General features: G+C 71.4%; 18 protein-coding genes. 16 read left to right on the top strand and 2 right to left on the bottom strand.

The features are described from left to right. Positions 1–3: 3 nt before the first annotated feature. Entirely contained in the window at positions 4–753 is a 750-nt protein-coding gene (locus WMF19_RS02250; protein ID WP_437897578.1) for a hypothetical protein, read from the bottom strand. Between the two features lie 215 nt (positions 754–968). On the opposite strand from WMF19_RS02250, the gene WMF19_RS02245 reads away from it, so the two are divergent. The 8 genes from WMF19_RS02245 (at position 969) to WMF19_RS02210 (ending at position 9871) form a co-directional block, all read left to right on the top strand. After that, entirely contained in the window at positions 969–2420 is a 1452-nt protein-coding gene (locus WMF19_RS02245; protein ID WP_437897576.1) for a prolipoprotein diacylglyceryl transferase, read from the top strand. Positions 2421–2423: 3 nt separating this feature from the next. Continuing rightward, the gene (gene hisIE / locus WMF19_RS02240) at positions 2424–3113 is read left to right on the top strand and encodes a bifunctional phosphoribosyl-AMP cyclohydrolase/phosphoribosyl-ATP diphosphatase HisIE (RefSeq protein ID WP_437897574.1); all 690 of its coding nucleotides are present in this window, start codon (positions 2424–2426) and stop codon (positions 3111–3113) included. A gap of 172 nt (positions 3114–3285) precedes the next feature. Further along, positions 3286–4206: a hypothetical protein gene (locus WMF19_RS02235; protein WP_437897572.1), complete on the top strand. Its 921-nt coding sequence runs from the start codon at positions 3286–3288 to the stop codon at positions 4204–4206. A gap of 51 nt (positions 4207–4257) precedes the next feature. Further along, the gene (locus WMF19_RS02230) at positions 4258–5877 is read left to right on the top strand and encodes a BamA/TamA family outer membrane protein (RefSeq protein ID WP_437897571.1); all 1620 of its coding nucleotides are present in this window, start codon (positions 4258–4260) and stop codon (positions 5875–5877) included. Between the two features lie 104 nt (positions 5878–5981). Then, a complete protein-coding gene (locus WMF19_RS02225) occupies positions 5982–6743 on the top strand; it encodes a hypothetical protein (RefSeq protein ID WP_437327262.1) in 762 nt (253 codons plus the stop codon). 105 nt (positions 6744–6848) lie between these two features. Then, positions 6849–7457, top strand: a complete 609-nt coding sequence (locus WMF19_RS02220; RefSeq protein WP_437897570.1) for a precorrin-2 dehydrogenase/sirohydrochlorin ferrochelatase family protein — start codon at positions 6849–6851, stop codon at positions 7455–7457. A 163-nt stretch (positions 7458–7620) separates the two neighbouring features. After that, entirely contained in the window at positions 7621–8916 is a 1296-nt protein-coding gene (locus WMF19_RS02215; protein WP_437897569.1) for a PEGA domain-containing protein, read from the top strand. A 10-nt stretch (positions 8917–8926) separates the two neighbouring features. Next, complete coding sequence (locus tag WMF19_RS02210; protein WP_437897568.1) at positions 8927–9871, top strand: hypothetical protein; 945 nt, start codon at positions 8927–8929, stop codon at positions 9869–9871. Between the two features lie 45 nt (positions 9872–9916). Here WMF19_RS02210 and hflX read toward each other — a convergent pair whose 3' ends face one another. Further along, a complete protein-coding gene (gene hflX, locus WMF19_RS02205) occupies positions 9917–11785 on the bottom strand; it encodes a GTPase HflX (RefSeq protein WP_437897566.1) in 1869 nt (622 codons plus the stop codon). Between the two features lie 219 nt (positions 11786–12004). Between hflX and WMF19_RS02200 the strand changes: the two genes are divergently transcribed. The 8 genes from WMF19_RS02200 to WMF19_RS02165 all read left to right on the top strand — a co-directional run bounded on the left by WMF19_RS02200 (position 12005) and on the right by WMF19_RS02165 (position 22544). After that, positions 12005–13072: a homoserine kinase gene (locus WMF19_RS02200; RefSeq protein WP_437897565.1), complete on the top strand. Its 1068-nt coding sequence runs from the start codon at positions 12005–12007 to the stop codon at positions 13070–13072. 194 nt (positions 13073–13266) lie between these two features. Beyond that, positions 13267–14160, top strand: coding sequence for a M48 family metallopeptidase (locus tag WMF19_RS02195; protein ID WP_272097504.1), 894 nt, complete (start codon positions 13267–13269; stop codon positions 14158–14160). A 44-nt stretch (positions 14161–14204) separates the two neighbouring features. Further along, positions 14205–16022 (top strand): dynamin family protein, encoded by a 1818-nt coding sequence (locus WMF19_RS02190; RefSeq protein WP_437897564.1) that lies wholly within the window; start codon positions 14205–14207, stop codon positions 16020–16022. 108 nt (positions 16023–16130) lie between these two features. Next, the gene (locus tag WMF19_RS02185; RefSeq protein WP_272097502.1) at positions 16131–16859 is read left to right on the top strand and encodes a GTP-binding protein; all 729 of its coding nucleotides are present in this window, start codon (positions 16131–16133) and stop codon (positions 16857–16859) included. Then, positions 16856–18463 carry an ATP-binding protein gene (locus WMF19_RS02180; protein ID WP_437897563.1) on the top strand — a complete coding sequence of 536 codons (1608 nt, stop codon included), beginning with the start codon at positions 16856–16858 and terminating at the stop codon, positions 18461–18463. The genes WMF19_RS02185 and WMF19_RS02180 overlap by 4 nt, the downstream gene beginning before the upstream one ends. After that, positions 18460–19449, top strand: a complete 990-nt coding sequence (thiL, locus tag WMF19_RS02175; RefSeq protein ID WP_437897562.1) for a thiamine-phosphate kinase — start codon at positions 18460–18462, stop codon at positions 19447–19449. Before WMF19_RS02180 ends, thiL begins: the two co-directional genes overlap by 4 nt. 389 nt (positions 19450–19838) lie before the next feature. Then, entirely contained in the window at positions 19839–21407 is a 1569-nt protein-coding gene (locus tag WMF19_RS02170) for an AAA family ATPase (RefSeq protein ID WP_437897561.1), read from the top strand. A 6-nt stretch (positions 21408–21413) separates the two neighbouring features. Then, positions 21414–22544, top strand: a complete 1131-nt coding sequence (locus WMF19_RS02165) for a hypothetical protein (protein ID WP_437897560.1) — start codon at positions 21414–21416, stop codon at positions 22542–22544. Positions 22545–22571: the final 27 nt, after the last annotated feature.

Genomic DNA, 22571 nt, shown 5'->3' with positions numbered 1-22571 from the left:
CGGCTACAGGGGCGTGATGCGCAGGTTGTCGAAGCAGACCGGCGCATCCCATGCGTTGAAGCCCATGTGCTCGTGCCCTGGACCGGAGAGCGGAGCAGGGTCGCTGAGCTCCAGATACTCGACGTCGTTCACCGACCAGGAGAGGGTCCTGCCGTCACGACGCTCTATCCGGAAGCGATACGGTTGCCCCGGCGCGACCGGGCGCGCTCGGTCGTCGTCGCTGTCTGGATCCACGTCGATCTCCAGCCGATCGGCGCCATGCTCGTCGAGGCGCGCGAGCACGTGCTTGGTGTTCTTCCATCCTCCGAGGATCACGAGGTAGCTCGTCGCGTTCGTGTAGCTCGCCGCCGTCGCCCCGCTCCGACCGTCTCCCCAGAGCTCGGCCTTGAGATCGCCGTCCGGGGCCTCGGCGATGGCCTCGAACTCGATCCGGGCGTTCTCCGGCAGCGGCCGATTCAACCACACGCCGCGGTTCCTCGCGGCGCGCACGCAGAGCTGCCCCTCGTCGATCGCCCACTTGGAGCTCAGGGCGTTCCAGTCGGGGCCGAGCGCCGACCGGTTGAAGTCGTCCTCGAACACGCCCGTCCCCTGCGCTCCCTGAGCTGCACCCGCGGTCGAGGAGACCGACGGCGCGACCGTCCCGGCCGGCCGCGCGCTCGCGTCCCCCGTGGCCGGCCCTTCGGGAACACACGCCGCGCTCACGAGCAGTCCAGGCACTGCGAAGACCCCGACGGTGGCACGGCCAGAGAGCACGGAATCGATGCTAGCAGCGGCGCGCGCGGACTTCGAGGGTCGCTTCGCGGGCGCCGTCGACAGGATGGGGAGAGCGCCGCGCTTCGCTGATGGCCCGGGCACATCGAGATCGCCCGACGCGGTTGGACCAGCGTCAGCGAGCGCCTTGGCTCGCTGCGTCATGCGCGAGAGACGATGCTTGATGGTCCCCAAGCCCAGGCGTAAGGAGAGGCGCCATGCATCCCATCCTGTTCCGCGTCCCGCTGCCCGCCTGGACCGTGCCCCTGCTCTGGGTCTTCCTGATCGCTGCGGGCATCGCTTTCGCGGGCGCGATCGGGCTGCTCATCGCGAAGAACAAACCAGGCGCGACGACCGCGGGCATCGCAGGCGTCGCGCTCGCCGCGATCGCCTCCCAGGTCAAGGAGCAGACCTACACCCTGGGTCCGCTGCCCATCTACAGCTACGGTGTCATGCTCGGGCTCTCGCTCGTGGTCGGCTGGTACCTGACGCTCGGGCTCGCGGAGCGCGACGGCCTGCCGAAGGAGACGATGGCCAACTGCTACGTCGTCACCGCCCTCGCCGCGGTCGTCGGGTCGCGCGTGCTCTACATCCTCACGAACCTCGACGAGTTCGACTCGTTCGGCGCGATGTTCGACATCCGACGCGGCGGGCTCGTGGCGTACGGCGGCTTCCTGGGCGGCTTCCTGGGCTCGTACCTGTTCCTGCGCTCCCATCGCATCCCGCTGCTCCCCTGGGCCGACGTCGCCGTCCCGAGCCTCGCCTCGGGCCTGATGATCACGCGCATCGGGTGCTACCTCTTCGGCTGCGATTTCGGCCGTCCGCTCGGCGAGACGGCGCCCGCCTGGCTGAAGAAGCTCGGCACGTTCCCGCGCTGGGCCGAGGGCACGCTGGACCACGGCAGCGGGTCCCCCGCGTGGGTGCAGCACGTCAAGGAGCGCGGGCTGGATCCGACCGCCGAGGCGTCGCTCGCCGTGCACCCGACGCAGATCTACGAGTCGCTCGTCGGCGCAGGGCTGCTCGCGCTCCTGCTCCTCGCGCGCCGACGGCAGAAGTTCCGTGGCGAGATCTTCCTCATCTTCACGTTCTCCTACGGCGTCTGCCGCTACCTGCTCGAGCTCCTCCGCGACGACGCGGAGCGCGGCTCGATCCCGCCGACGCTCCCGGAGCACGTGTTGCTCCCCGCCGGCCTCGTGATCTTCGCCGTGGGGTACACGATCGGGTTCTCCCACCTCCTCCGCGACAACGTGGTGCGCAAGGTGACGCAGGTGCTCTCCTTCGTTCCCGCGGTCGCCCTGTACCTGGCCCTCAGGCCCGAGACGTTCGCCGCCTCGGCGACCCTCCAGTACTCGACCTCCCAGGCCGTCGCGCTGGCGACCGGGATCGCCGCGTCGATCGCGTTCGCGGTCTATTACAAGGCCGCCCTGGCCCACCCGGAGCAGGCGATGGCGCTCAGCCTCCCGGAGAGCCCCGCCGCGGCCGCCGACAGGCAAGCAGACGGGGACGACGACGAGGACCAGGACGACGAGGACGAGGACGACACGCCGAGAAAGAAGCCGAGCGCGCCGTCGAAGGCCGGCGCCAGGCGCAGCAGCGCGAAGGACGAGGGCCGGGCGACGGCCCGCGAACACGGCGCCGCCGAGGCGCCCGACACCACCGGAGAGGCATAGACCGTGAAGATCGCATTCGGAGAGGGCAAGCTCGTGCCGGCTGTCGTGCAGGATCGGCTGACCGGGCAGGTCCGGATGCTCGCGTACATGACGCGGGAGTCGCTCGCCAGGACGCTCGAGACGGGGCGCGCCACCTTCTTCAGCCGATCGCGCGGCGAGCTGTGGGAGAAGGGGGCGACGAGCGGCAATACGCTCGCGGTGACGAGCATCCACGCCGACTGCGACGGGGATGCGCTCCTGATCCTCGCGGAGCCCCGCGGCCCGACGTGCCACACGGGGAGCGCGAGCTGCTTCTTCCGGCAGGTCGATGCCCGCGGCGACGGGGAGCCCGAGGCCGCCGACGAGGGGCAGGACGCGTCCGCGCTGCTCGAGGCCCTCGAGCGCGAGATCGAGACGCGCAAGGCGTCGTCGGCGACGAAGAGCTACACCCGGAAGCTGCTCGACGGAGGCGCGCCGCTCATCGGCGCAAAGCTCCGCGAGGAGGCCGGCGAGCTGGCCCAGGCGATCGCCGGAGAGAGCGACGAGCGCGTCGCGTCCGAAGCGGCGGACGTCATCTACCACCTGCTGGTCGGCCTCGCGTCGCGCGGCGTCCCGCTGCGCGCGGTGCTCTCGGCGCTCGCGTCACGCATGGGCACGAGCGGCCTCGTCGAGAAGGCGTCGCGGGCACCGAAGGACAGCGCCGGAAAGCCGTGACGCGCCGAGAGCCGCTGCCTCGATGTGGCGGCGGCTCGCTGTTCGTATGCCGAAGCGCTGCGCTGCCAGCAGCCGCATGGCCCGTTGTAGACGGACGAGATTTCGCCGCCGCAACACGCTTCTGGCGCCGCCGCAGCTGCGCGCCGGGCCGTGCCCTCCGCGAGGGCAGCGCATGGGCTATTCTGGAGGGGTGAGCCCGTTCCGTGAGCCGCCCGGCGTCGAGCTCGGCCCGCTGGAGGTCGGCCTCGGGCGCGCGGCGCGGCGAGCCATGGTGGGCCTCATCCCGAGCGGAGGACGGCTCATCGCGCCGGATGGCTATGCGCGGACCCTCCACGGCGAAGGCGGCTCCTGGCGCGGCCGCTCGCACACCGCGGGCGCGCTGGGCTCCCTGGGGCTCTTGCTGGTGTCCGCCTGCGCCTTCATCGCGGCGACCGGCGGCTGGGAGCTGCACGGCCTCGAGGCCACGGCGGTGACGGTCGCGCTGGTGATCGCGGGCGGGGTGTCGCTGGCCGCGGTGCTGCGCGCCATCGATGCGCCGCGCGAACGCCTCACCGTGCACGGCGCGGTGGTCGGCAGGGCGGCGAGGCGCGCGCTCCGCAGGGCATGGCGCCTCGCGCGCCACGCGGCGCGCGCGCCGGAGCGGTTCGGTCCTCGCCGCGTCACCGCGCTGCGCAAGACGCTATCCATGCTCGCGGATCCGCTCATCGCCGACTGGATCCCCGCGGACGTGCGCGGCCGCGCGGAGCTCCTCCTCGCCCGCGCCATCGCCGCGAGCGTCGGCGCGCGCTGGGCGCGAGAGGCCAGCGTCCGGACCGAGGTCCGGGCGCTGCTGCTCGCCGCGGCCGATCACCTGATCGAGCCGACGCCGGCCCGGCTGGACCTGCTCGTGCTGGCAGAGCACACAGAGCCCGCCCCGACGCCCCGCGATGCTCGGTGGCCACAGCGCGTGAGCGCCGCAGCGCAGATCCGCCGCAGGGCGCCGTCGCGCCCTGTCCCCACCGACGCCGTCGCGGAGGACGCCGCGGCGGGGGTCGATCTCGACGCGACCGATTCCTCCGGCGAGGCGATCGATCGTGCTAGGGTGCGTGGCTGAAGGGCGCGTCGCCGACGCCTCGGCAGGCTCCGGCGGCGTTGCAGGAATCCTGTGAATCCACCTCGATTCCGGAGCTCTTCACGCTCCCGGGCCGTCCCCCTGCCCTCTGCGCTCGGCCGCGCCCACCTCGCGCTCTGGTGCGTGTTGCTCCTGGGGACGTGCCCGAGGCGCGCGCTCGGGCAGGGCGCGGAGGCCGCCGCCGGCGCAGGGCCCACGGCGCCGGAGCGAGCGCCGCACGCTGCCGCGTCCCCCCACGCGGCAGCGCTGTCGCCCGGCGCGGCGCTCCAGGAGAGACATCGCGTCCGGTACACCCTCGACGGCATCGAGATCCGAGGCAACGTGCGGACCGCCGCGCGCGTGATCCTCCGCTACGTGAGGTTCCGCGCGGGGGACCTGCTCGACGTCGAGGATCCGGAGATCGAGCTCACGCGCTACCGCCTCCTCGGGACCGGGTTCTTCGCCTCGGTCGGGTTCTCGCTCCGCAAGGGGGTCGAGCGCGGGAGCGCGACGCTCGTGATCGACGTCGTCGAGCGCAACACGTTCGTCGTGCAGGACCTCTGGCTCGGCATCGCGGCCGACGAGGACACAGCGGGCAACGCGAAGCCGCTCTCCGCGTTCACCGGCGTGCAGGTCGCCGAGACCAACCTCGCCGGGACAGGGATCACGCTCGGCGCCGGCGTCGGGCTCGCGGCGGACCAGCTCGCGCTGAGGACCCGCTTCGTCGACCCCGCGTTCGTGGGGACCCGCTGGTCGGCCACGGTGACGCTTCTCTACAACGACGCCCGTGACTTCTTCGGCAACCGGGCCGTCGTCTTCGAGTCCCCGTTGCTCGAGCAGCGCGAGGTGACGGGCTACGCCGTCGTCGCCTACAAGCGGTTCGGCGCGACGCTCGGCACAGGTCACGACGTCTCCTCCTCCTCGCGGCTGTCGCTCGATTACCACCTGGAGCAGATCGACGCGACGGTGCCCACGGTCGCCTCGCACATGCGCGGCAACAGCCGCGAGCCCATCGAGTTCGACATCCTGGGCGGCAAGACGGTGCTCTCGTCGCTGCACGCCGCGATCGATCACGACACGCGCGACGCGCCCTTCCTCGCGACGCAGGGCACGCTCGCCTCGGTCTCGGTCACGGTGGGCGTACCGCCGTTCGGCAGCGACTACGGCTACCAGAAGTTCGAGTTCGGCGCGCAGCGCTGGTTCCGCCTGCCGCTGCGGCACGTGCTCCGCGTCGAGGCGTTCGCCGGCGCGATCGCCGGGGACGCGCCTTTCTTCGAGAAATTCTACGTCGGCGATCTCACCGACCTCCTGCCGGATCGGCTGCTCGACCTCGCGCCCGATCGGAGGCAACCGCCGAACTTCCTCAGCACGGACATCATCGAGGTCCGGTACGGAGACTTCGCCGCGAAGCTCGAGGCGGAGTACCGGATCCCGGTCTACGCCGGCCGCGGCTCCATCTACGGCGTCGATCTCTTCGGCGCCGCGGGCCTGTACGGCCTCGCGACGCGCCGCGAGTTCACCGACGCGCCGACCGGATACGAGGGCTTCGCCCGCGTGCCCGTGGACATCACGTACAACCTCGGTCTGCGGGTCGACACCGCGGTCGGCGGCGTGACGCTCGCGTTCTCGAACCTGCTCGGGCTGATCCCGGCGCGGCGCGGTGAGCGGAAATGATCTGCTCCGACGCACCTCGCGGACCGAGGCGCGCGACGCACGGCGCGCGGCGCTCGGGCGGTGGCCGCCGCGCCTGGCACCTCCGAGACGCGCGGCGAGCGCTCGTGGCGCTCGGCCGCGGCGCGGCGCGCTGGCTCGGGATCGCGCTGCTCGCGACGCTCGCCCTCCGAGCGAGCTGGTCGATGGCCCAGGAGGGGCCTGGGCCCAAGGAGATCGCCGACGCGGACGCGCAGCAGGCGCTCGGCGCGCCGGCCGCGCTGCCCACCCGGGTGGCGAGCTTGACGCTGGACAAGACGATCGTGCAGCTCACCGTGGGTTTCCGCGACGTCGTCGACGGCGAGATCTCGAAGAAGCTGCTCAGCGGGCTCCCCACCGTCATCACGATGCGCGGCTACCTCTTCCACGAGAGCGGAGGCAACCCTGTCGCGCTCGCCGCGAAGAGCTGCCGGATCGTCTACGACCTCTGGGATGAGGTGTTCCGGATCCAGCTGATCCAGGCCGGAGGTCAGTCGAGCACGGTCGCGATCAACGTCGAGGGCGTGCTCCGCAACTGCGCCGAGGCCCGGCGGCTGCCGCTCGTGGAGCGGTCGCTCATCCGCGACGGCAGCCGCTATTTCGTCGCCGTGCTGGTCGAGGTGAACCCCATGAGCGCCGAGATGCTCGATCGCATCAAGCGGTGGGTGACCCGGCCGCCCGGCTCGACGGCGATCGGGCCGGGCGACTCGCTGTTCGGCTCTTTCGTCGGCCTTTTCGTGACGCGCATCGGCAACGCCGACCGGAGGCTCGCCTTCCGCACGCAGCCCTTTCTGCCGCCGGTGCCACCGCCCAGCCCGCCTCCGCCTCCCCAGAGGCCTCCCGGCCGCTGAGCCCCACACGCGGCGGCCTCGCTCGCCGTCACGCCCCTCGCCCGCCGGGCGGCGCGTCGGTCTACAATCGCCGCGCGGCCCCGCGTTCGTGGCCGCTCCATCCCCATGCGCCTCTTTCCCATCGCGCTCGCTCTCAACGGCCAGCGGGCCCTCGTCATCGGCGCGGACGGCGAGGCGCCCTACACGGTGGAGCGCCTCCTCTCGGCGGGCGCTCGAGTCTCCGTCGTCGCGCCAGGGCAGGTCGACGGGTCGATCGAGCGAGCCAGCCGGGAGGGGCGGCTCGATCTGCACCGGCGAGCGTTCGTGGAGGACGACCTCGCCGGTGCGGCGATCGTGTTCCTCGTGCCGGGCGACGAGGCGCTCTCGCGGCGCCTCCACCGAGAGCTCGCGGGCGCCGGGCGCCTCGTCTGCACCCTGGATCGCCCGGAGGTGTCGAACTTCGCCAATCCTTCGGTGGTCTCTGCGTCCGGACTGACGATGAGCTTCAGCAGCCATGGCGTCAGCCCCGGAACGATACGGCGCATCCGGGAGGACCTCGGCGCCCTCTTCTCGGATCCTCGGTTCGCCCGCTACATCGAGGCGCTGCGGCGGCTCCGCGAGAGCCTCCCTCGGGGCCCGGAGCGGGCGGCGCGCATGCGCCAGGCGACCCTGGGCTTCGGGCTGGAGGCAAGGCTTCGGTTCCCTGCATGGCTGGAGCGAGGCGACGAGCCTTGATGTCCGAGGAGGCCGCGCCGGAGCAGCGGGGGCGCGGGCCTCGGCGCGGACCTAGGCCAACACGCGCGCGCCCCCGGATGAACGCGAAACCCCTTGTGTAGAGCGGCCTTCAAGGCTTAAGTGGGCGCCCACGCGACACTATCCGCGGAGGAGGGCTTACGGTATGCGTTCACGATCGGGCCGGCTGACGATGTTGACCTCGGCGGCGATGGTCTCTGGGCTCCTGACGCTGACGAGCGTCAGTCCGGCATCTGCGCAGACGGATGCCAAGCCGGCAGCGCCCCCGGCGGGTAAGCCGGCCGCCCCGGCGGCGGCTCCTGCGAAGCCAGCCACATCCGCGGCGCAGGCGCCCACCACCGCTGCGACGCCGGCCGCGGCCGGCGCGACACCTCCCGCGGCCGGCGCGACGCCGCCCGCGGCCGGGACGCCCGCCGCGGCTCCCGCGAAGGCCGGGACGCCCGCGACGGCTGCCCCTGCGAAGGCCGGTGAGCCCGCGACGAAGGTGACCACCACCAAGCCGAAGAAGGCGCTGACCGAGAAGCAGAAGAAGGACGAGGCCAAGAAGCTCTACAAGGAGGCCGAGGCCAGGTTCGACAAGGGCGAGTTCGCCGTCGCGGCCGACCTGTATCGCCAGGCGGACGAGTACGTGCCCGGCGCCGCGCCGAAGTACAAGCTCGCCCTCTCGCTCGACAAGCAGGGCCTCGTCACCGAGGCCGTCGCGGCCTGGCAGGCGTTCCTCGATTCGAAGCCGGACGCCGAGAAGTTCAAGGAGAAGATCGCCGAGGGGCAGGCGCGCGTCGAGGCCCTGAAGAAGACGCCGGCGAAGGTGAAGGTCGCGACCGTCCCGGAGGCGCCGCCAGGCCTCAAGGTCGCGGTCGACGGCGTGGCCCAGACCGGCAAGGAGCTCTCGGTCCCGCCCGGCAAGCACACCCTCACCGTCTCCGCCGAAGGGTTCGCCGACGCGAGCCAGGAGCTCGATGTCACCTTCGCCGAGGCGCGCGAGGTCAACGTCACGCTGACGCCGCAGGCGCCGGCGCCGGTCGCTGCGGCGCCCGCGCAGCCCCCCGCCCCGCCGCCCGCCGAGGCGCCGCCCGCGCAGCCGCCGCCGCCGGCAGCGCCGATCGAGCCGCGCTCGCCGGTGCCGGCCTACGTCACCCTCGGGCTCGCCGGCGCCGGTGTGGTGGTCGGGACGATCTTCGGCATCCAGGCGCTCGGCGCGAAGAGCGACTTCGACGACGCCCCGACGACCAAGACAGCGGACAAGGTCGATCGCTTCGCGCTCATCGCGGACATGTCCTTCGCGGTGGCGCTCACGTTCGGCGTCACCGGCGCGGTCCTGCTCCTCAGCGACGACCCGGCCCAGGCGAAGGCCGCAGCGTCGAGCGTGACGAAGAAGGCGTTCGTCACTCCGTTCGTCAGCCCGACAGGCGGTGGCGCCGCCGCGCGGTTTACCTTCTAAGGGGACTACTATGTGGAAGAAACAGCACCTTCTCGCGGTGGCGCTCTGCGCTGGCGCGCTCTCGACCCTCGGCATGGGTTGCGAGCTCATCGCCTCCGTCGATCGCTCGCGCATCCCGGGGGACGTGGGTCCCGACGACGGATGTTCTGACGGCACGAAGAACAACGAAGAGACCGACGTCGACTGCGGCGGCTCCGTCTGCCCTCAGTGCGACAACGCCAAGGCGTGCACCGCGGCCGGCGACTGCACGAGCGGCTTCTGCGCCGACGAGGTCTGCTGCGACACCGCCTGCGACGCGGACTGCGACGCCTGCACCGCCGCGCTCAAGGCGTCGGGTGAAGACGGCACGTGCGGCCCCTCGAAGGCCGAGACCGCGTGCGGCGAGGCGACGTGCTCCGAGGGCGTCGAGACGAGCCGCGGCACCTGCGACGGTGAGAGCGTGGAGTGCGCGCCCGGCGAGGAGAAAGAGTGCGAGGAGTTCGCCTGCGATCCGAAGGCCAACGCCTGCTTCACCGAGTGCATGGAGGACGCGCATTGCGCGAAGTGCCACGAGTGCGGCGCAGACGGCGCCTGCGCGCTGGCCGCGGCCGGCACGGACGGCCTGGGCTGCGACGAGGGCCAGGCGTGCGACGCCGCGGGCGAGTGCAAGCCCGCGAACGGCGTGGAGTGCACGGAAGCGAGCGAGTGCGCCAGCGGGCTCTGCGTCGACGGCGTCTGCTGCAACGCCGCCTGCGACTCGGCGTGCATGGCCTGCAACGTCGAGGGGTCGGAGGGCACATGCTCGAACGTCCCGCTCGGCAGCGAGGACGGGACGGATTGCAGCGAGGCCAACGTCTGCGACGGCAAGGGCGCTTGCAAGCTGGCCGCTGGTGAGGACTGCACCACCAACGAGCAGTGCGCGAGCAACAAGTGCCTCCCCACGCTCTTCACGTGTGACGCCATCCCGACGCCCTGAGCTCTCCCCGGCTCCCGCCGGGCTCCCCAGGGAGCCCGGCGGAGCTCACGCCTCGAACGTCCCTCTCACACGCGAGCTGATCTCCCCTGCCCGGGAGCTCGAAGGCGGGCCCAGCACCGTCATCGACTCGGCTTCCCCCTCGAACAGCCCGCCGTCCCCGAGCTCGCCCTCCGCGGCTTCCACCTCGTAGGTGGGCACCATCGCGGCCTCTTCCCAGCGGCTCTTGAGCCGCTCCGCGAGCTTCGCGAGCAGCTCCCGCGTCGTCTCCCGGTCCGTGGCGGACAGGACCACCGCATCCGGGTGCCCGAGCAGCAGCCGCCGCCCCTCCGCCGGGGCGATCAGGTCCGCCTTGTTGAACACCACGATGCGGGGGATGCCGATGAGATCGAGCTCGGTCAGCAGCGCCTCGGTCGTCTCGATGTGCTGGTCGCGCGCGGGATCGCTCGCGTCCACGACGTGGAGCAGGAGGTCGGCGTCGGCGGCCTCCTCGAACGTCGCCCGGAAGGCGGCGAACAGGTCCTTCGGCAGCTCCCGGATGAAGCCGACGGTGTCGGTGATCACCACCTCGCGCTCCTCGGGGAAGCGCAGCCGCCTCGAGCGCGTGTCGAGGGTCGCGAACAGCTTGTTCTCGGCGAGCACGTCGGCGCCGGTCAACGTGTTCAGCAGCGTGCTCTTGCCGGCGTTCGTGTAACCGACGATCGAGACCACCGGCACGCCGAGCCGGGCGCGGCGGCGGCGGCGCTGCTCCCGCTGGCGGGAGAGGCGCTTCAGCTGCGCCTCCAGGAAGCTGACGCGCTCCTTCGCGCGGCGGCGCCCGATCTCCAGCTTCGTCTCGCCGGGACCGCGCCCGCCGATGCCGCCCGTCAGGCGAGACAGGGAGTCGTCCTTCTGCCCGAGGCGAGGGAGCGTGTACTTCAGCTGGGCCAGCTCGACCTGGAGCTTGCCGTCGGACGACTCGGCCCGCTGGGCGAAGATGTCGAGGATGAGCTGCGTCCGGTCGAGCACCTTGAGGTCCGTGTGCTTCGCGATCGCCGAGGCCTGGGAGGGGGTCAGATCCCTGTCGAAGACCAGCGTCTCGGCGTCGAGCTCCGAGGCGCGCAGCACGACCTCGTCCAGCTTGCCCTTGCCGAGCACGAGCCGCGGGTCGAGGCGATCGCGCAGCTGGAGGACCGTGTCAGCGACGTCGACGCCCGCGGTGCCGGCGAGCTCGGTCAGCTCGCGCAGGCTCTCCTCGGCCCGGGCGAGCGCGCCCGCCTTGGATTTCTCGGCGACGTGGACGAGGATCGCGCGGCCGTCCTTCGCCGCGACCGACCGCGTGCGCGACCGCTTCGTGAACTCGTCCTCGAGCGCCTGGATGAGCGCGCCGAAATCGACGTCGGCGCGGCCGATCGCAACGGGGCCCACGGTCCAATACGGCAGCGCCGCCTCCCCGCGGCCGTCGCCGCGCCCCTGGGCCTCGTCCACGGTCACCGTGACCGCTTCCTTCCCGTGGACCGGCACGTTGTACGCGTACTGGAGGGTCCGCGGCTCGCCCTGCGGGGTGAGCTGCACGGCCGCGACGAGGTCGAGCCGGAGGCGGACGAGATCCACCAGATCGTCCCGGGTGAGCGGCTCGTTGAAGAGGTGCGTGTGGATGAGCCGTAGCGCCCTGAAGCGGCCCTGCGCGGCGCGGAGGCGCCCGATGTCCGGCAGCATCAGCCGGGTCGCGTCGCCGACGATGACGTAGTCGATCTCGCCCGAGCGGTGGACCAGCGCGCCGACCTGGCGCCCCGTCTCATGCGACGCCTCGGCGAGCGCCTTGATGAGCTCGGGGGTGGCGATGCTGGCGAGCGGGACCTTGCGGCGGTAGATGCGCTCGAGGGTCTTGGTGGCCTGGGGGCTGAGTCCGGTGGTGTTTCCGTAGAGGGTGGGCATTCGATAATCGAAGGGGGATGTTGCTCCCGCTCACTCGATTTCATAACGCACGCTGGGCCGGTCCGCGACCAGGGGCACCGTGGATCTTCGTGAGGAGCGCGCATTTTCTCATCGCTCGTCCCCCTTCCGTTGCTCCCCGTCCCTCCTCGCCTCCCGCTCGGCGCGCTCCTCCAGGTTCCTATGGAGGCCGCGCGCGAGACGAGGCTACCCTGCGCCGCGATGGCCATCCTGACCCCCCTCTCGCTCGCGGATGCCCGCCGCATCGGCGCGCTGTACGGCCTGGAGATCGCCGACGTCCGCGGCCTCCTCGCCGGGAGCGTCAACTCCAACTTCGCGTTGACGCTCGCCGACGGCCGCGGACAGGTGTTCCTGCGGGTCTACGAGGAGCAGCAGCTCGGCGCGGCGTCACGCGAAGCGCGCATGCTCGAGCACCTCGCGGCCGGGGGCGTCGCCACCCCGCAGCCGCTCCGGCGCCGCGACGCGGCGCCCTCCGACGCGGCGTCCGTGTCGGAGGGGGCCGCGTCGGAGGGCGCCGCGTTCGTCGCGGAGCACGCAGGAAAGCCTGTCGCGCTGTTCCCGTGGGTCGCGGGCGCGTCGCTCTGCCAGGCGCGCGTCACGCCGGACGCGACCCGCCGCGTCGGCGCGGCCCTCGCGCGGGTGCACCTCGTCGGCGCCTCGTTCGAGGGGGCGAACGCCAGCCGGTTCGACCTCGACAGCCTCGACCAGCGGCTCCGGGGGCTCCGCTCCCCTGCGCCCGCCGCGGGCGCGAGGTCGACGGCCCCCGCTGCCGCCCCGGCCCTCCCGCCCGACGTGGCCGCCGCCGTCGACGAGCTCACCGGCCGGCTCGAACGGATCCGCGCCGCGGCGCCGAGGACCCCCGGCCCCCAGACGCTGATCCATGGCGACCTCTTCCGCGACAACGTGCTCTGGGAGGCCGGCGAGATCTCCGCGCTGCTCGATTTCGAGAGCGCCTCGCGCGGGAGCGCCGCGTTCGACCTCGCCGTCACGATGCTCGCGTGGTGCTTCGGCGACGATCTCGACCCGGACCTCGTGTCCGCGCTCGGCGCCGGCTACACGGCGGTGCGGCCGCTCTCAACCGAGGAGCGCGACCGTTTGTTCCACGAGAGCGTGATCGCGGCGCTGAGGTTCTCCATCACGCGCATCACCGATTTCGAGCTCCGCCCGAAGGGCAGCGGTGTCTACAAGGACTTCCGGCGCTTCCTTGCGCGGCAGCGGACGCTCGAGCGCCTCGGCCCGGAGGGGCTCCTCGCTCTGCTCGGCGTCTGATCCGCGTCGACCCGCGCCCGGTCCGCATCGGGCCCGCGCCCGATGTGCTTCCGCTGTCTGATCACCGTCTGCTTACCGTCTGCTTGGCGTCCGATTCAGATGTGAGCGGAGGTCGTCTGTGATTTTGCGTTAACTTCGCTTCGCCTGACGATGGCGGCGTTGCGCGGTCCCGGCCAGGCCGTTACCTTCGCCGAATGGCACAGGTCGGAACGCTCGATTTCAAGGGCTTCATCGAGAGACGGAAGGGCCAGCGCGCGGGCGGCGGGGACGGCGCGGGCAACGCGTATGCCTACGTGTCCGACAAGAACACGCGGCTCGCCTTCGAGAAGATGCGTCCGGTCGAGCTCGCCGTGACCGCCGCGGTCAGGCTGTTCAAGACGGTCGGCAAGAACGAGCTGCTCGGCCACGCCGTCAAGGTCGGCCCCGCGCAGTTCCCGCGTGTCCACAAGCTCGCGGTCCACTGCGCCGAGACGCTCGGGATCGCGACCCCGACGATCTACATCGTCAACAGCCCCACCCTCAACGCGGCCACCTACGGGACGAACGACGACTCGTTCATCATGGTGCACTCGGCGCTCGTCGATCATTTCACCGACGACGAGCTGCTCAGCGTCATCGGCCATGAGTGCGGCCACATCCACAACAGCCACGTGGTCTACCTGACCGCCATGCACTACCTGACGCGGATGGCGTCGGTCTTCGTGAAGTGGATCGTCGGCCCGGCGATGCTCGCGCTCTCCGGCTGGTCGCGCCGGGCCGAGGTCACCTGCGACCGCGCCGGCCTGCTCTGCGCGAAGAGCCTCGACGTCTCGACGCGCGCGCTCACCAAGCTCGCGCTCGGCTCGACCAAGCTGTACGAGGAGCTCAACCTCGAGGCGTTCATCGCCCAGCACGAGGAGGGCAAGGGCGGCGTCGGCAGGTTCGCCGAGTTCACGGCCAGCCACCCGTGGCTGCCGAAGCGCGTGCTGGCGCTCCGGGCCTTCGCCGAGAGCGAGCTCTACAAGCGCCACGCCGGGCTCGGCGCGAGCGGCCTCTCCATGGAAGAGGTCGACGAGAAGGTGCACGAAGTCATCAAGATCTGGGGCTGAGGGGCTCCTGCTCCTGGCAAGGCGCAAGGCCGAGGTAGACGCACATGCTCGAATCCTTCCACAGCCGCAAAGACGACGTGACCGGGGCGCTCAGGGATCTCGTGACGTTCGCCGAGTCCCTCGGCGCCAAGAGCGTCGCGGCGCGCATCACGAACGATCTCGTGAAGAAGCTCGACGCCGATCGGTTCCACCTCGTCGTTGTCGGCGAGTTCAACCACGGCAAGACGACGTTCGTGAACGCCCTGCTCGGCGCCTCGATCCTGCCCGTCGGCGTGACGCCCACGACGGCGGTGATCCACCACCTCGAGTACGCGGCCGATCCGCGCGCCGAGGTGGTCTACGCGTCGGGCGAGCGCACGGGCCTGCCGTTCGAGGACGTGCGGGCCTTCACGGTCGGCGGAGAGCGCTCGTCGAGCGCCGGCGAGGTGAAGTTCCTCGAGGTGGGGTACCCGGCCGAGCTCCTGCGCGAGCGCGTGGTCCTCGTCGACACCCCCGGGGTGAACGACCTCTCGCTCCAGCGCGCGGACATCACCTACAGCTACATCCCGCGGTCGGACGCCGTGCTGTTCCTCATCGACGCAGGCCAGCCGCTCAAGGAGAGCGAGCGGGTCTTCCTCCAGGAGAAGCTGCTCGGGCAGTCGCGCGACAAGATCCTGTTCGTCGTGACGAAGCGCGACATCTGGAGCCAGGACGAGGAGGTCGAGGCGCTCGCCTACATCCGGAGCGAGCTCGGGAAGCTCGTGAAATCGCCCGTGGTCTTCCCGATCTCGAGCGAGCGGGCGCTGGAGGGCGATAGGCCCGGCAGCGGGATGCCGGAGCTGCTCGATCACCTGACCCGGTTCCTCGCCGAGGAGCGCGGGCGCATCCTGCTCGACAACGCGCTCGGCGAGGGCCTCGAGTCCGCGCGCCTGCTCGGCAAGGGCGTGGACGCGCGCCGGCGGGCGACCGCGATGTCGCGCGACGAGCTCAGCCGCCGCATCGAGATGATCGAGAAGGATCTGGCCGGCCAGTCGCGCACCATCGAGGAGCGGCGCGCCGGCATCCGCGAGGAGGTGAGCGCCATCCGGGCGTGGGTGCACCGCGACCTGGATCGCTTCGTCGACGATGTGCTCCGGCAGCTCCCGGCGATCATCGACGAGGCCCACACCGACGAGATCAAGGTCTACCTCGGGGCGTTCCTGGAGCGCACGTTCGCCGAGTGGGCCCAGGCCGAGACGAAGGAGATCGCCACGGCGCTCGAGGCGCTCGCCGAGAAGACGATCGCGCTCGTGCGCGAGGACGCGCACGACGTGGCGAAGCGGGTCAGCGAGGCGCTCGGCGGCGACGTGAAGACGCCGAACGTCGAGGTCGACACGTTCGGCTACGATGTCGGCGTCTTCGCGCTCTTCACCATCGGCCTCGGCGTGATGTTCACGAACGCCCTTCTCGGGGGGATCCTGGCGCTCGCGGCGCCTGTCCTGGCCGTATACGTGAAGGAGAAGGTCGAGGCCGAGACCCGCAAGAAGGCGAAGGAGATGGCGCCGGTCGCGCTGCGCGAGGCCGCCACCCGGATCGGGCCGAAGCTCGACGAGATGATCCAGGAGTTCGCGAGCCGGCTCGACGCGTGGGTGGTCACGGCCGGCCAGGAGCTGCACCGGGAGGTCATCGAGGTCCTCAAGGCGGCGCGTGAGGAGCGGGTCCAGGCCGAGCCGAGCAGCGAGAGCCAGCTGAAGGCGTGCGACGCCCAGGCCGAGGCGCTCCAGGCGCTGACGTCGCGCCTGGAGGGGCTGCGGAGCGCGCTCTGGACCGTCGAAAACGGCGAGAGCAGGCCGATCCCTCCGCCCGTGTCCAGCGTGCCCAACGCGCCCGGCGGCTCGGCCTGAGCGGGGCGCACGCCTCCTGACAAGGGAGGAGATCCGGCCCAGCCGGACCTCCTCCGCCATGCGCCGTGGCCATATCCAATCGTCGGGCGCTCATGCGAGAATGCGGCCGTGCAGCTCGACTTCGCAGCCCGTGAAGTGACGATCAAGCTCGTCTATTACGGCCCGGCGCTCAGCGGCAAGACGACGAACCTCGTCTCGCTGCACGGCCTCGCCGGGTCCGACGCTCGCGGACGGTTGATGACGCTCGAGACGCAGGACGATCGGACGCTGTTCTTCGATCTCCTGCCGCTGACCTTCCGCGCGAAGGACGGCGACGTCTCGCTCCGCATCAAGCTGTTCACCGTGCCCGGCCAGCCGATGCACGCCGCCACGCGGAGGCTCGTGCTCCAGGGCGCGGACGGGGTCGCGCTGATCGCCGACTCGCAGATCTCCGAGACGCAGCGCAACGCCGAGGCGTTCTTCGACCTCCGCCAGAACCTGCGAGAGAACGGCCTCGATCTCGCGAGGATGCCGCTCGTCATCCAGTTCAACAAGCGCGACCTGCCCGACATCCGGAGCGACGAGGAGCTGGCGCGGCTCGCCGCGCGGGGCAAGGAGCCGGTGTACAAGGCCGTCGCGACCCGCGGCGTGGGCACGGTGGAGACGCTCATGGGTCTGCTCCACCTCACGTGGGAGACGCTCGATCAGACGCATCAGCTCTCGAAGCGGCTGTCGATCAGCGGCGAGGAGCTCCTGAACAGCGCGGCGCGCCAGCTCGGGGCGACGAGCTCGGTGAACGACCTCCTGGCAAGGCGAATGGGCGGCAGCCTCGAGAAGAGCTCCCGGATCGTTCCATGAGGCCCGACGCCCACAAGGGGACGCCGGCGGATTTCGGCCTCGACGACGAGGATCTCCTCAGCATGCCGGGCTCCGCGCCGATTCCGTCGGCCCGGGTCGCGGACGGGCCCAGCTCCTCGAAGCGCGACGGCGCGACCAGCGCGCCTGAGCCCTCGACGCTGCCTCCCCCCGCGGCGGCGCCGGTGGTCGACCTTGTCGGCATCGGCCCGCTCTCGCTCGAGGATCTCGTGGATCGCCAGGCCCTCGGGGAGATGGCGGCTTCATTTCACAAGCTGTTCGGCCTGCCGATCCGCATCCAATCGATCAACGGCGCGACGCTCGCGGAGTCGGGCGCGCTCGCGCCGCTCCCGCCGCTCGGCGGCCTGACGGGCGGCGAGCAGGAAGGGCGGCGGGCCAGCGCGGCGCCGGCGGATCGTGCGGCAAAACAAGGCACGTCGGCCGGCAGCGAGGTCGCCGATCCCCGCTTCGAGGGCGCGCTCTACCAGGTGTTCCCGATCGAGTACGACGGGCGCGCCATCGGCCGGTCGATCCTGGGCCCGTACCTCCCCGACGGCCTCGACGAGCCCCCTGCCGCGCAGATCGAGGCGGCGTCCCACCTCGATCTCGCGCCTGCGGCGGAGGGGTGGCTGCGGATGCCGCGGCTCCGGCCGGAGCGGCTCGGCGCGATCGCGGACCACCTCCGCTCGGTCCTCGATCTGATCCTGTTCAGCGGGCACAAATCGCTCCTCACCTCGACGATGCACGTCGCGTCGATCCGCGAGAGCTTCCGTGAGCTGTCGCAGAAGAACGCCGAGCTGGAGCAGGCGTACGAGCGGCTGAAGGAGCTCGACCGGCTCAAGTCGAACTTCCTGGCCACGGTGTCGCACGAGCTCCGGACCCCGCTCACGTCGATCATGGGGTACAGCGAGATGCTCGCCGAGGGCATCGGCGGGCCTCTGACCGATGAGCAGCGCGAGTTCATCGATACGATCCGTTCGAAGAGCGAGCAGCTGCTCGGGCTCATCATGAGCCTCCTGGACCTCTCGAAGCTGGAGAGCGGCACGTTGATCGTGCACCGCACCGAGGTGGCCGTCGGCCCGGTGCTCGTCGAGGCGGCGTCGACCATCGCGCCTGCCGCTTCGAAGAAGGGCGTCGAGCTCCGGATCCAGGCCGAGGACGATCTCCCGCCGGTGCTGGGGGACGGCGACCGGCTGCGGCAGGTGTTCATCAACCTCGTCGAGAACGCGGTGAAGTTCACCGAGGCGGGGGGCGAGGTGCTGCTCGTCGCGCGCGCCGTGAGCGAGGACATGGACGACCTCCCCGGGCTGGTGCTCGTCGCGCCGCTCCAGCAGGCGGTTGAGATCCGCGTCGTGGACACGGGCATCGGCATCCCTGCCGGCGAGCGGCTGAAGGTATTCGACCCGTTCTACCAGATCGATCAGAGCTCGACCCGGGAGCACGGCGGCACCGGGCTTGGTCTCTCGATCGTCAAGCGCCTGGTCGAGGCGCACAGCGGCACGGTCCGCATCGAGCCGAACGAGCCGCGCGGCACCGTGTTCGTTGTCAAGCTGCCCACGGTCGCCGGCTCGCCGGCGAACAGCGTCCTGCCGCCCATCTTCCAATGAGCGGGCGCTCCGAGTGGAAGCGCATCGACATGCTGCGCGCCGTGCTCGGGGGCGCGGCGGGCGATCACGTGCTCTGCGCCATCGGCGATGACGCCGCGATCCTCGCGCCCGCGGCCCCGCGGGTCGGCGCCCTCCCGGGCCCCCCGGAGCCGCTCGTCTGGACGGTCGACAGCGCCGTCGAGGGCGTCCATTTCCGGCGCGATCTCCTGGGCTTCGACGATCTCGGCTACCGCGCGACGATGGCCGCGGCGAGCGATCTCGCGGCGATGGGGGCGCGCCCTGTCGGCCTGCTGGCCGCGCTGGTGCTGCCCCCGAGCGTGAGCGACGACGAGCTCGGCGCGCTGGCGAAAGGTCAGCGCGCCGCGTGCGACGAGATCGGCACCGCGATCATCGGCGGGAATCTCTCGCGGGGCGGCGAGATCTCGATCACCACGACGGCGCTCGGCGTCGCGGCGCTGCCGCTCAGGCGCGACGGCGCGCGACCGGGCGACGCGCTCGCGCTGGCGGGTCCGGTCGGCCTCGCCGCGGCCGGCTTTGCGCTGCTCGATCGCGGCGTCTCGCCGGCCAGCGCCGCGGCCGAGCACGCGATCCGCGCGTTCCGCCGCCCGGTGGCGCGCATCGACGCGGGCCTCCGCGCGGCGGCGTGCGCCCGTGCGGCGATCGACGTCTCCGACGGCCTCGTCGCCGATGTGGCGCACCTCGCGCGCGCGAGCGGCGTGCGCGCGCTGCTCGATCCCGCGGCGCTCGTGAGCGCCGACCTCCGCGACGCCGCCGCGCAGCTCGGCGTGGATGCGCTGGATCTCGCGCTCTACGGCGGCGAGGACTACGCGATCGTGGTCGCGGGCCCCGACGTCGGGGAGCTCGCCGGCTTCGTGGCGATCGGCCGCTGCGCGGCGCGCGAGGAGGGCGCGAGCGACGTGGCGTTGCTCGGACCGGACGGGCAGCTCACGAGCCTCGTGGCGCGGGGATACGACCACTTCGCCTGAGTCTGTCTGTTCCAGCGGCAGCGCTCGCGAGCGCGCCTCGGGTTCTCCCAGCCGCGTCCGCGGCGCTCGCGAGCGCTCCTGGCGCTCCCCCAGCCGCGTCCGCGGCGCTCGCGAGCGCGCCTGGCGCTCCCCCAGCCGCGTCCGCAGCGCTCGCGACGGGCCCAACCTTGCGCGCCGTGCCCGTCGGGCGCTGCCCGTGCCGCGCTTCGTTTTCCGGGCGTTCCTTCCCGTTGCGGCGACGGTGCGCAGGCCGAACCCGAGACAGGCGAGGCGCCCGCGGGCGACCAGGTACCGGGCCAGCAGGGGCGGGAGGCGAGCAGCGCCGCTCGATCCTGGGCGCTTCCTGCCCCGTTCTTGACCGCTTGCCACCCGTTCGCTACCCGAGTCAGGTGAGCCTCGAAGCGTTCGGCGTGAAGAACCTGCGGTGCCTGACGGACACCGGCCTCGTGCCGATCCGGCCCATCACCGTCCTGGTCGGCCGCAACAGCTCGGGCAAGAGCACATTCCTTCGAGCCTTCCCGCTGCTCCGGCAGAGCGTGGAGACGCCCCGAGACAGCCCGATCCTCTGGTATCACGAGCGGTATGTGGATTTTGGCTCGCTGAAGGACGCCGCCTCCAGCCGGCTCAGCGAGCCGGAGGTGACCTTCCAGTTCCGGCTGCGGCTGCCAGAGCAGGCGGAGGTCGCTCTCGGCGACCCTGCCTTCGACATCGCGGTAACGCTCGCCGGAGGCGAGACCCCTCATGTGAGGGGCTACGAAATTCGCGCGGAGGGCCATCTCGTCCGGTGGGAGCTCGACGCCACGGGCCGGCTCCTCAGGCTCGTCGCGAACGACGAGACAATCCAGACGGAGGCGCCCCTCTCGCTGGGAACGAAGGCGTACCTGCTGCCGACCTTGCAACCAGGCACGGAGCCGACCCTGAGCTACCACCAGGTGCCGGAGGTGCTCCCATCCGACTCGATCACCTACCAAACGAAGGCAGATACGGTCCTGATCAAGCCGCTTGTCGCGCTGCTCATTCCTTTTTTTCATGGGAACACGTCGGCGGATACGATCGACTCGGTGGCCTACGGGATGCTCCTTGGCGAGCGGAGCGCCATGCTGAAACAGCTTGCCACCCTCTCGGCTCACGCTCAGTTTCAGAAGAGGGTTATTCAGAAGAGATTCGGCGGTCTCGGGCCCGGCGAAGACGAGTTCGAGCGCATCGCCTCCGCGACAGCGGCGTACATCTCGCCCTTCATCATCGAGGCAGCCGATCTCGTCCTCGCCGACCTCATGAGCCGCGTCGCGTACCTCAAGCCCCTGCGCGTGAGCCCGGAGCGCGCCTACCGCATCCAGAACCTCGCGGTCGACGAGGTGGATCCCGACGGCAAGAACCTCCCCATGTTCCTGCGCTCGCTCTCCACCCCCGAGGCAGAGGACTTCGCCCGCTTCACACAGACCACGCTGGACTTCGAGACGAAGGTCCGCACGACCGGGATCCACGCCGAGATCCTCGTCAAGGAGGGCCCGGCCAAGGGCTTCGTCAACCTCGTCGACGTGGGCTTCGGCTACTCCGAGGTCCTGCCGCTGGCCGCCGCCCTCTGGGCGGCGTGCATCCGCCCCCGCATGCAGAAGCGGGCCCCCGCGCCGCTCGTCGCGATCGAGCAGCCCGAGCTGCACCTCCACCCCGCCGCCCAGGCGAAGCTCGCGCGAATGCTCGTGGAGGCGGTGTCCGGAAGCGGCTCGAAGATCATCGTGGAGACGCACAGCGAGTCGCTGATCAACGGCCTCGGCAAGCTGATCCACGAGGGCCATCTGAAGGCCGAGGACGTGCAGATCGTCCTCTTCGACAAGGACGAGGAGACCGGCGAGGCCGAGGTGCGCCTCGCCGGCTACCGCGACAGCGGCGCCCTCCACGACTGGCCGTATGGCTTCCTGTCCCCCGTCGCCGACCGACGTGTGCGCGCCGCGGAGTGACGCGCGGTGCTCCTCCACCTCCACGAGTCCGCGCCGGCGGACGCGCTCTCGAACAGCGCCACCGCGCGAAGCTCGCACGCGTCCATCGAGAACCTGCTCCTCGCGCACTTCGACGGCCATCACGTGATCTCGCTGCGCCCCGAGGACGCCGATGCGCTCCTCGGCTCGGCGCACGGCTGGTCCCCGCGCGCGCGGCGGGCCCTCCAGCACGTGGACGAGAACTTCGCCCAGATCGCCGGCCTCCGTGACGAGGTCCCCTGGTCGATCGAGCTGGGGATCGGCGCGGCGTTCGACGGTACGGCGCGCGAGGTCCCTGGCGGCCGGATGGTGATCCGCGCGCCGCTCTCGGCGTTCGACCGGACCCACAAGACGGCGTGCTGCGTGCTCCTCGGCGAGAACCGGACCGACGCAGGCCTGTTCGCAGAGCTCGGCCTCATGATGCGAGCCCAGCGTCGCTGGGAGGCGATCGATATGGTCCACGAGGCTCGCGGCGGCGGCGGAGACACGATCGCGGGCGAGTTCCGGAGCCTCGCCGATCAGGGTCGTATCGTGCTCGCCATCGGAGATACCGATCAGCGACACCCGGGTGGCGCCGTCGGCGGCACGTACCGCAAGCTGGATGAGGCCGCCAAGGACCGTCCGACCTACCAGCGTGCCCGCCCGCTCCACGTGCGCACGGCAGAGGCGCTGGTGCCGCTCGCGATCTACCGCGAGGTGCTCTCGTCCCCCGAGCGCCTCACCCGCATCGACAGGATCGCCCAGCTGCTCCGCTCCGCGCCGGCCGACGTCCTCCGCTATGCGCACCTCAAGGACGGGCTCCGACTCTACCAGGTCGACAACCCGAGGACGCCGGAGGAGGGCGAGTACTGGCGCCCAATCGCGAAGAACTGCGGGCGTGACCGCTGCAACCAGGCATCCCGCGAGCAGTGCACGAAGCGGGAAGCGTGCAGGTGCTACGTCGTCGACGCGCTCGGCGCGGACGCGCTCTCCGACGTCGTGAGCTGGGTGCAAGCCCGCAAGTCGAAGCGAGATCTCGCCAGGCGCTTTCACCTACTCGCTAACGAGGACGCCGCCCTGAAAGAGCTCGCCGACGAGGTGCTGGCCTTCGGCCTCGCGCTCGCGCCGCTATCGACGTGAAATCCGAGCGCCTGCTGTATCGCGGCG

Source organism: Sorangium sp. So ce124, assembly GCF_051525235.1.
In the GTDB taxonomy this organism is placed as follows: domain Bacteria; phylum Myxococcota_A; class Polyangia; order Polyangiales; family Polyangiaceae; genus Sorangium; species Sorangium atrum.
Note: the sequence above shows the minus strand (reverse complement) of the source record. Positions and strands in the feature narration are given on the sequence as shown.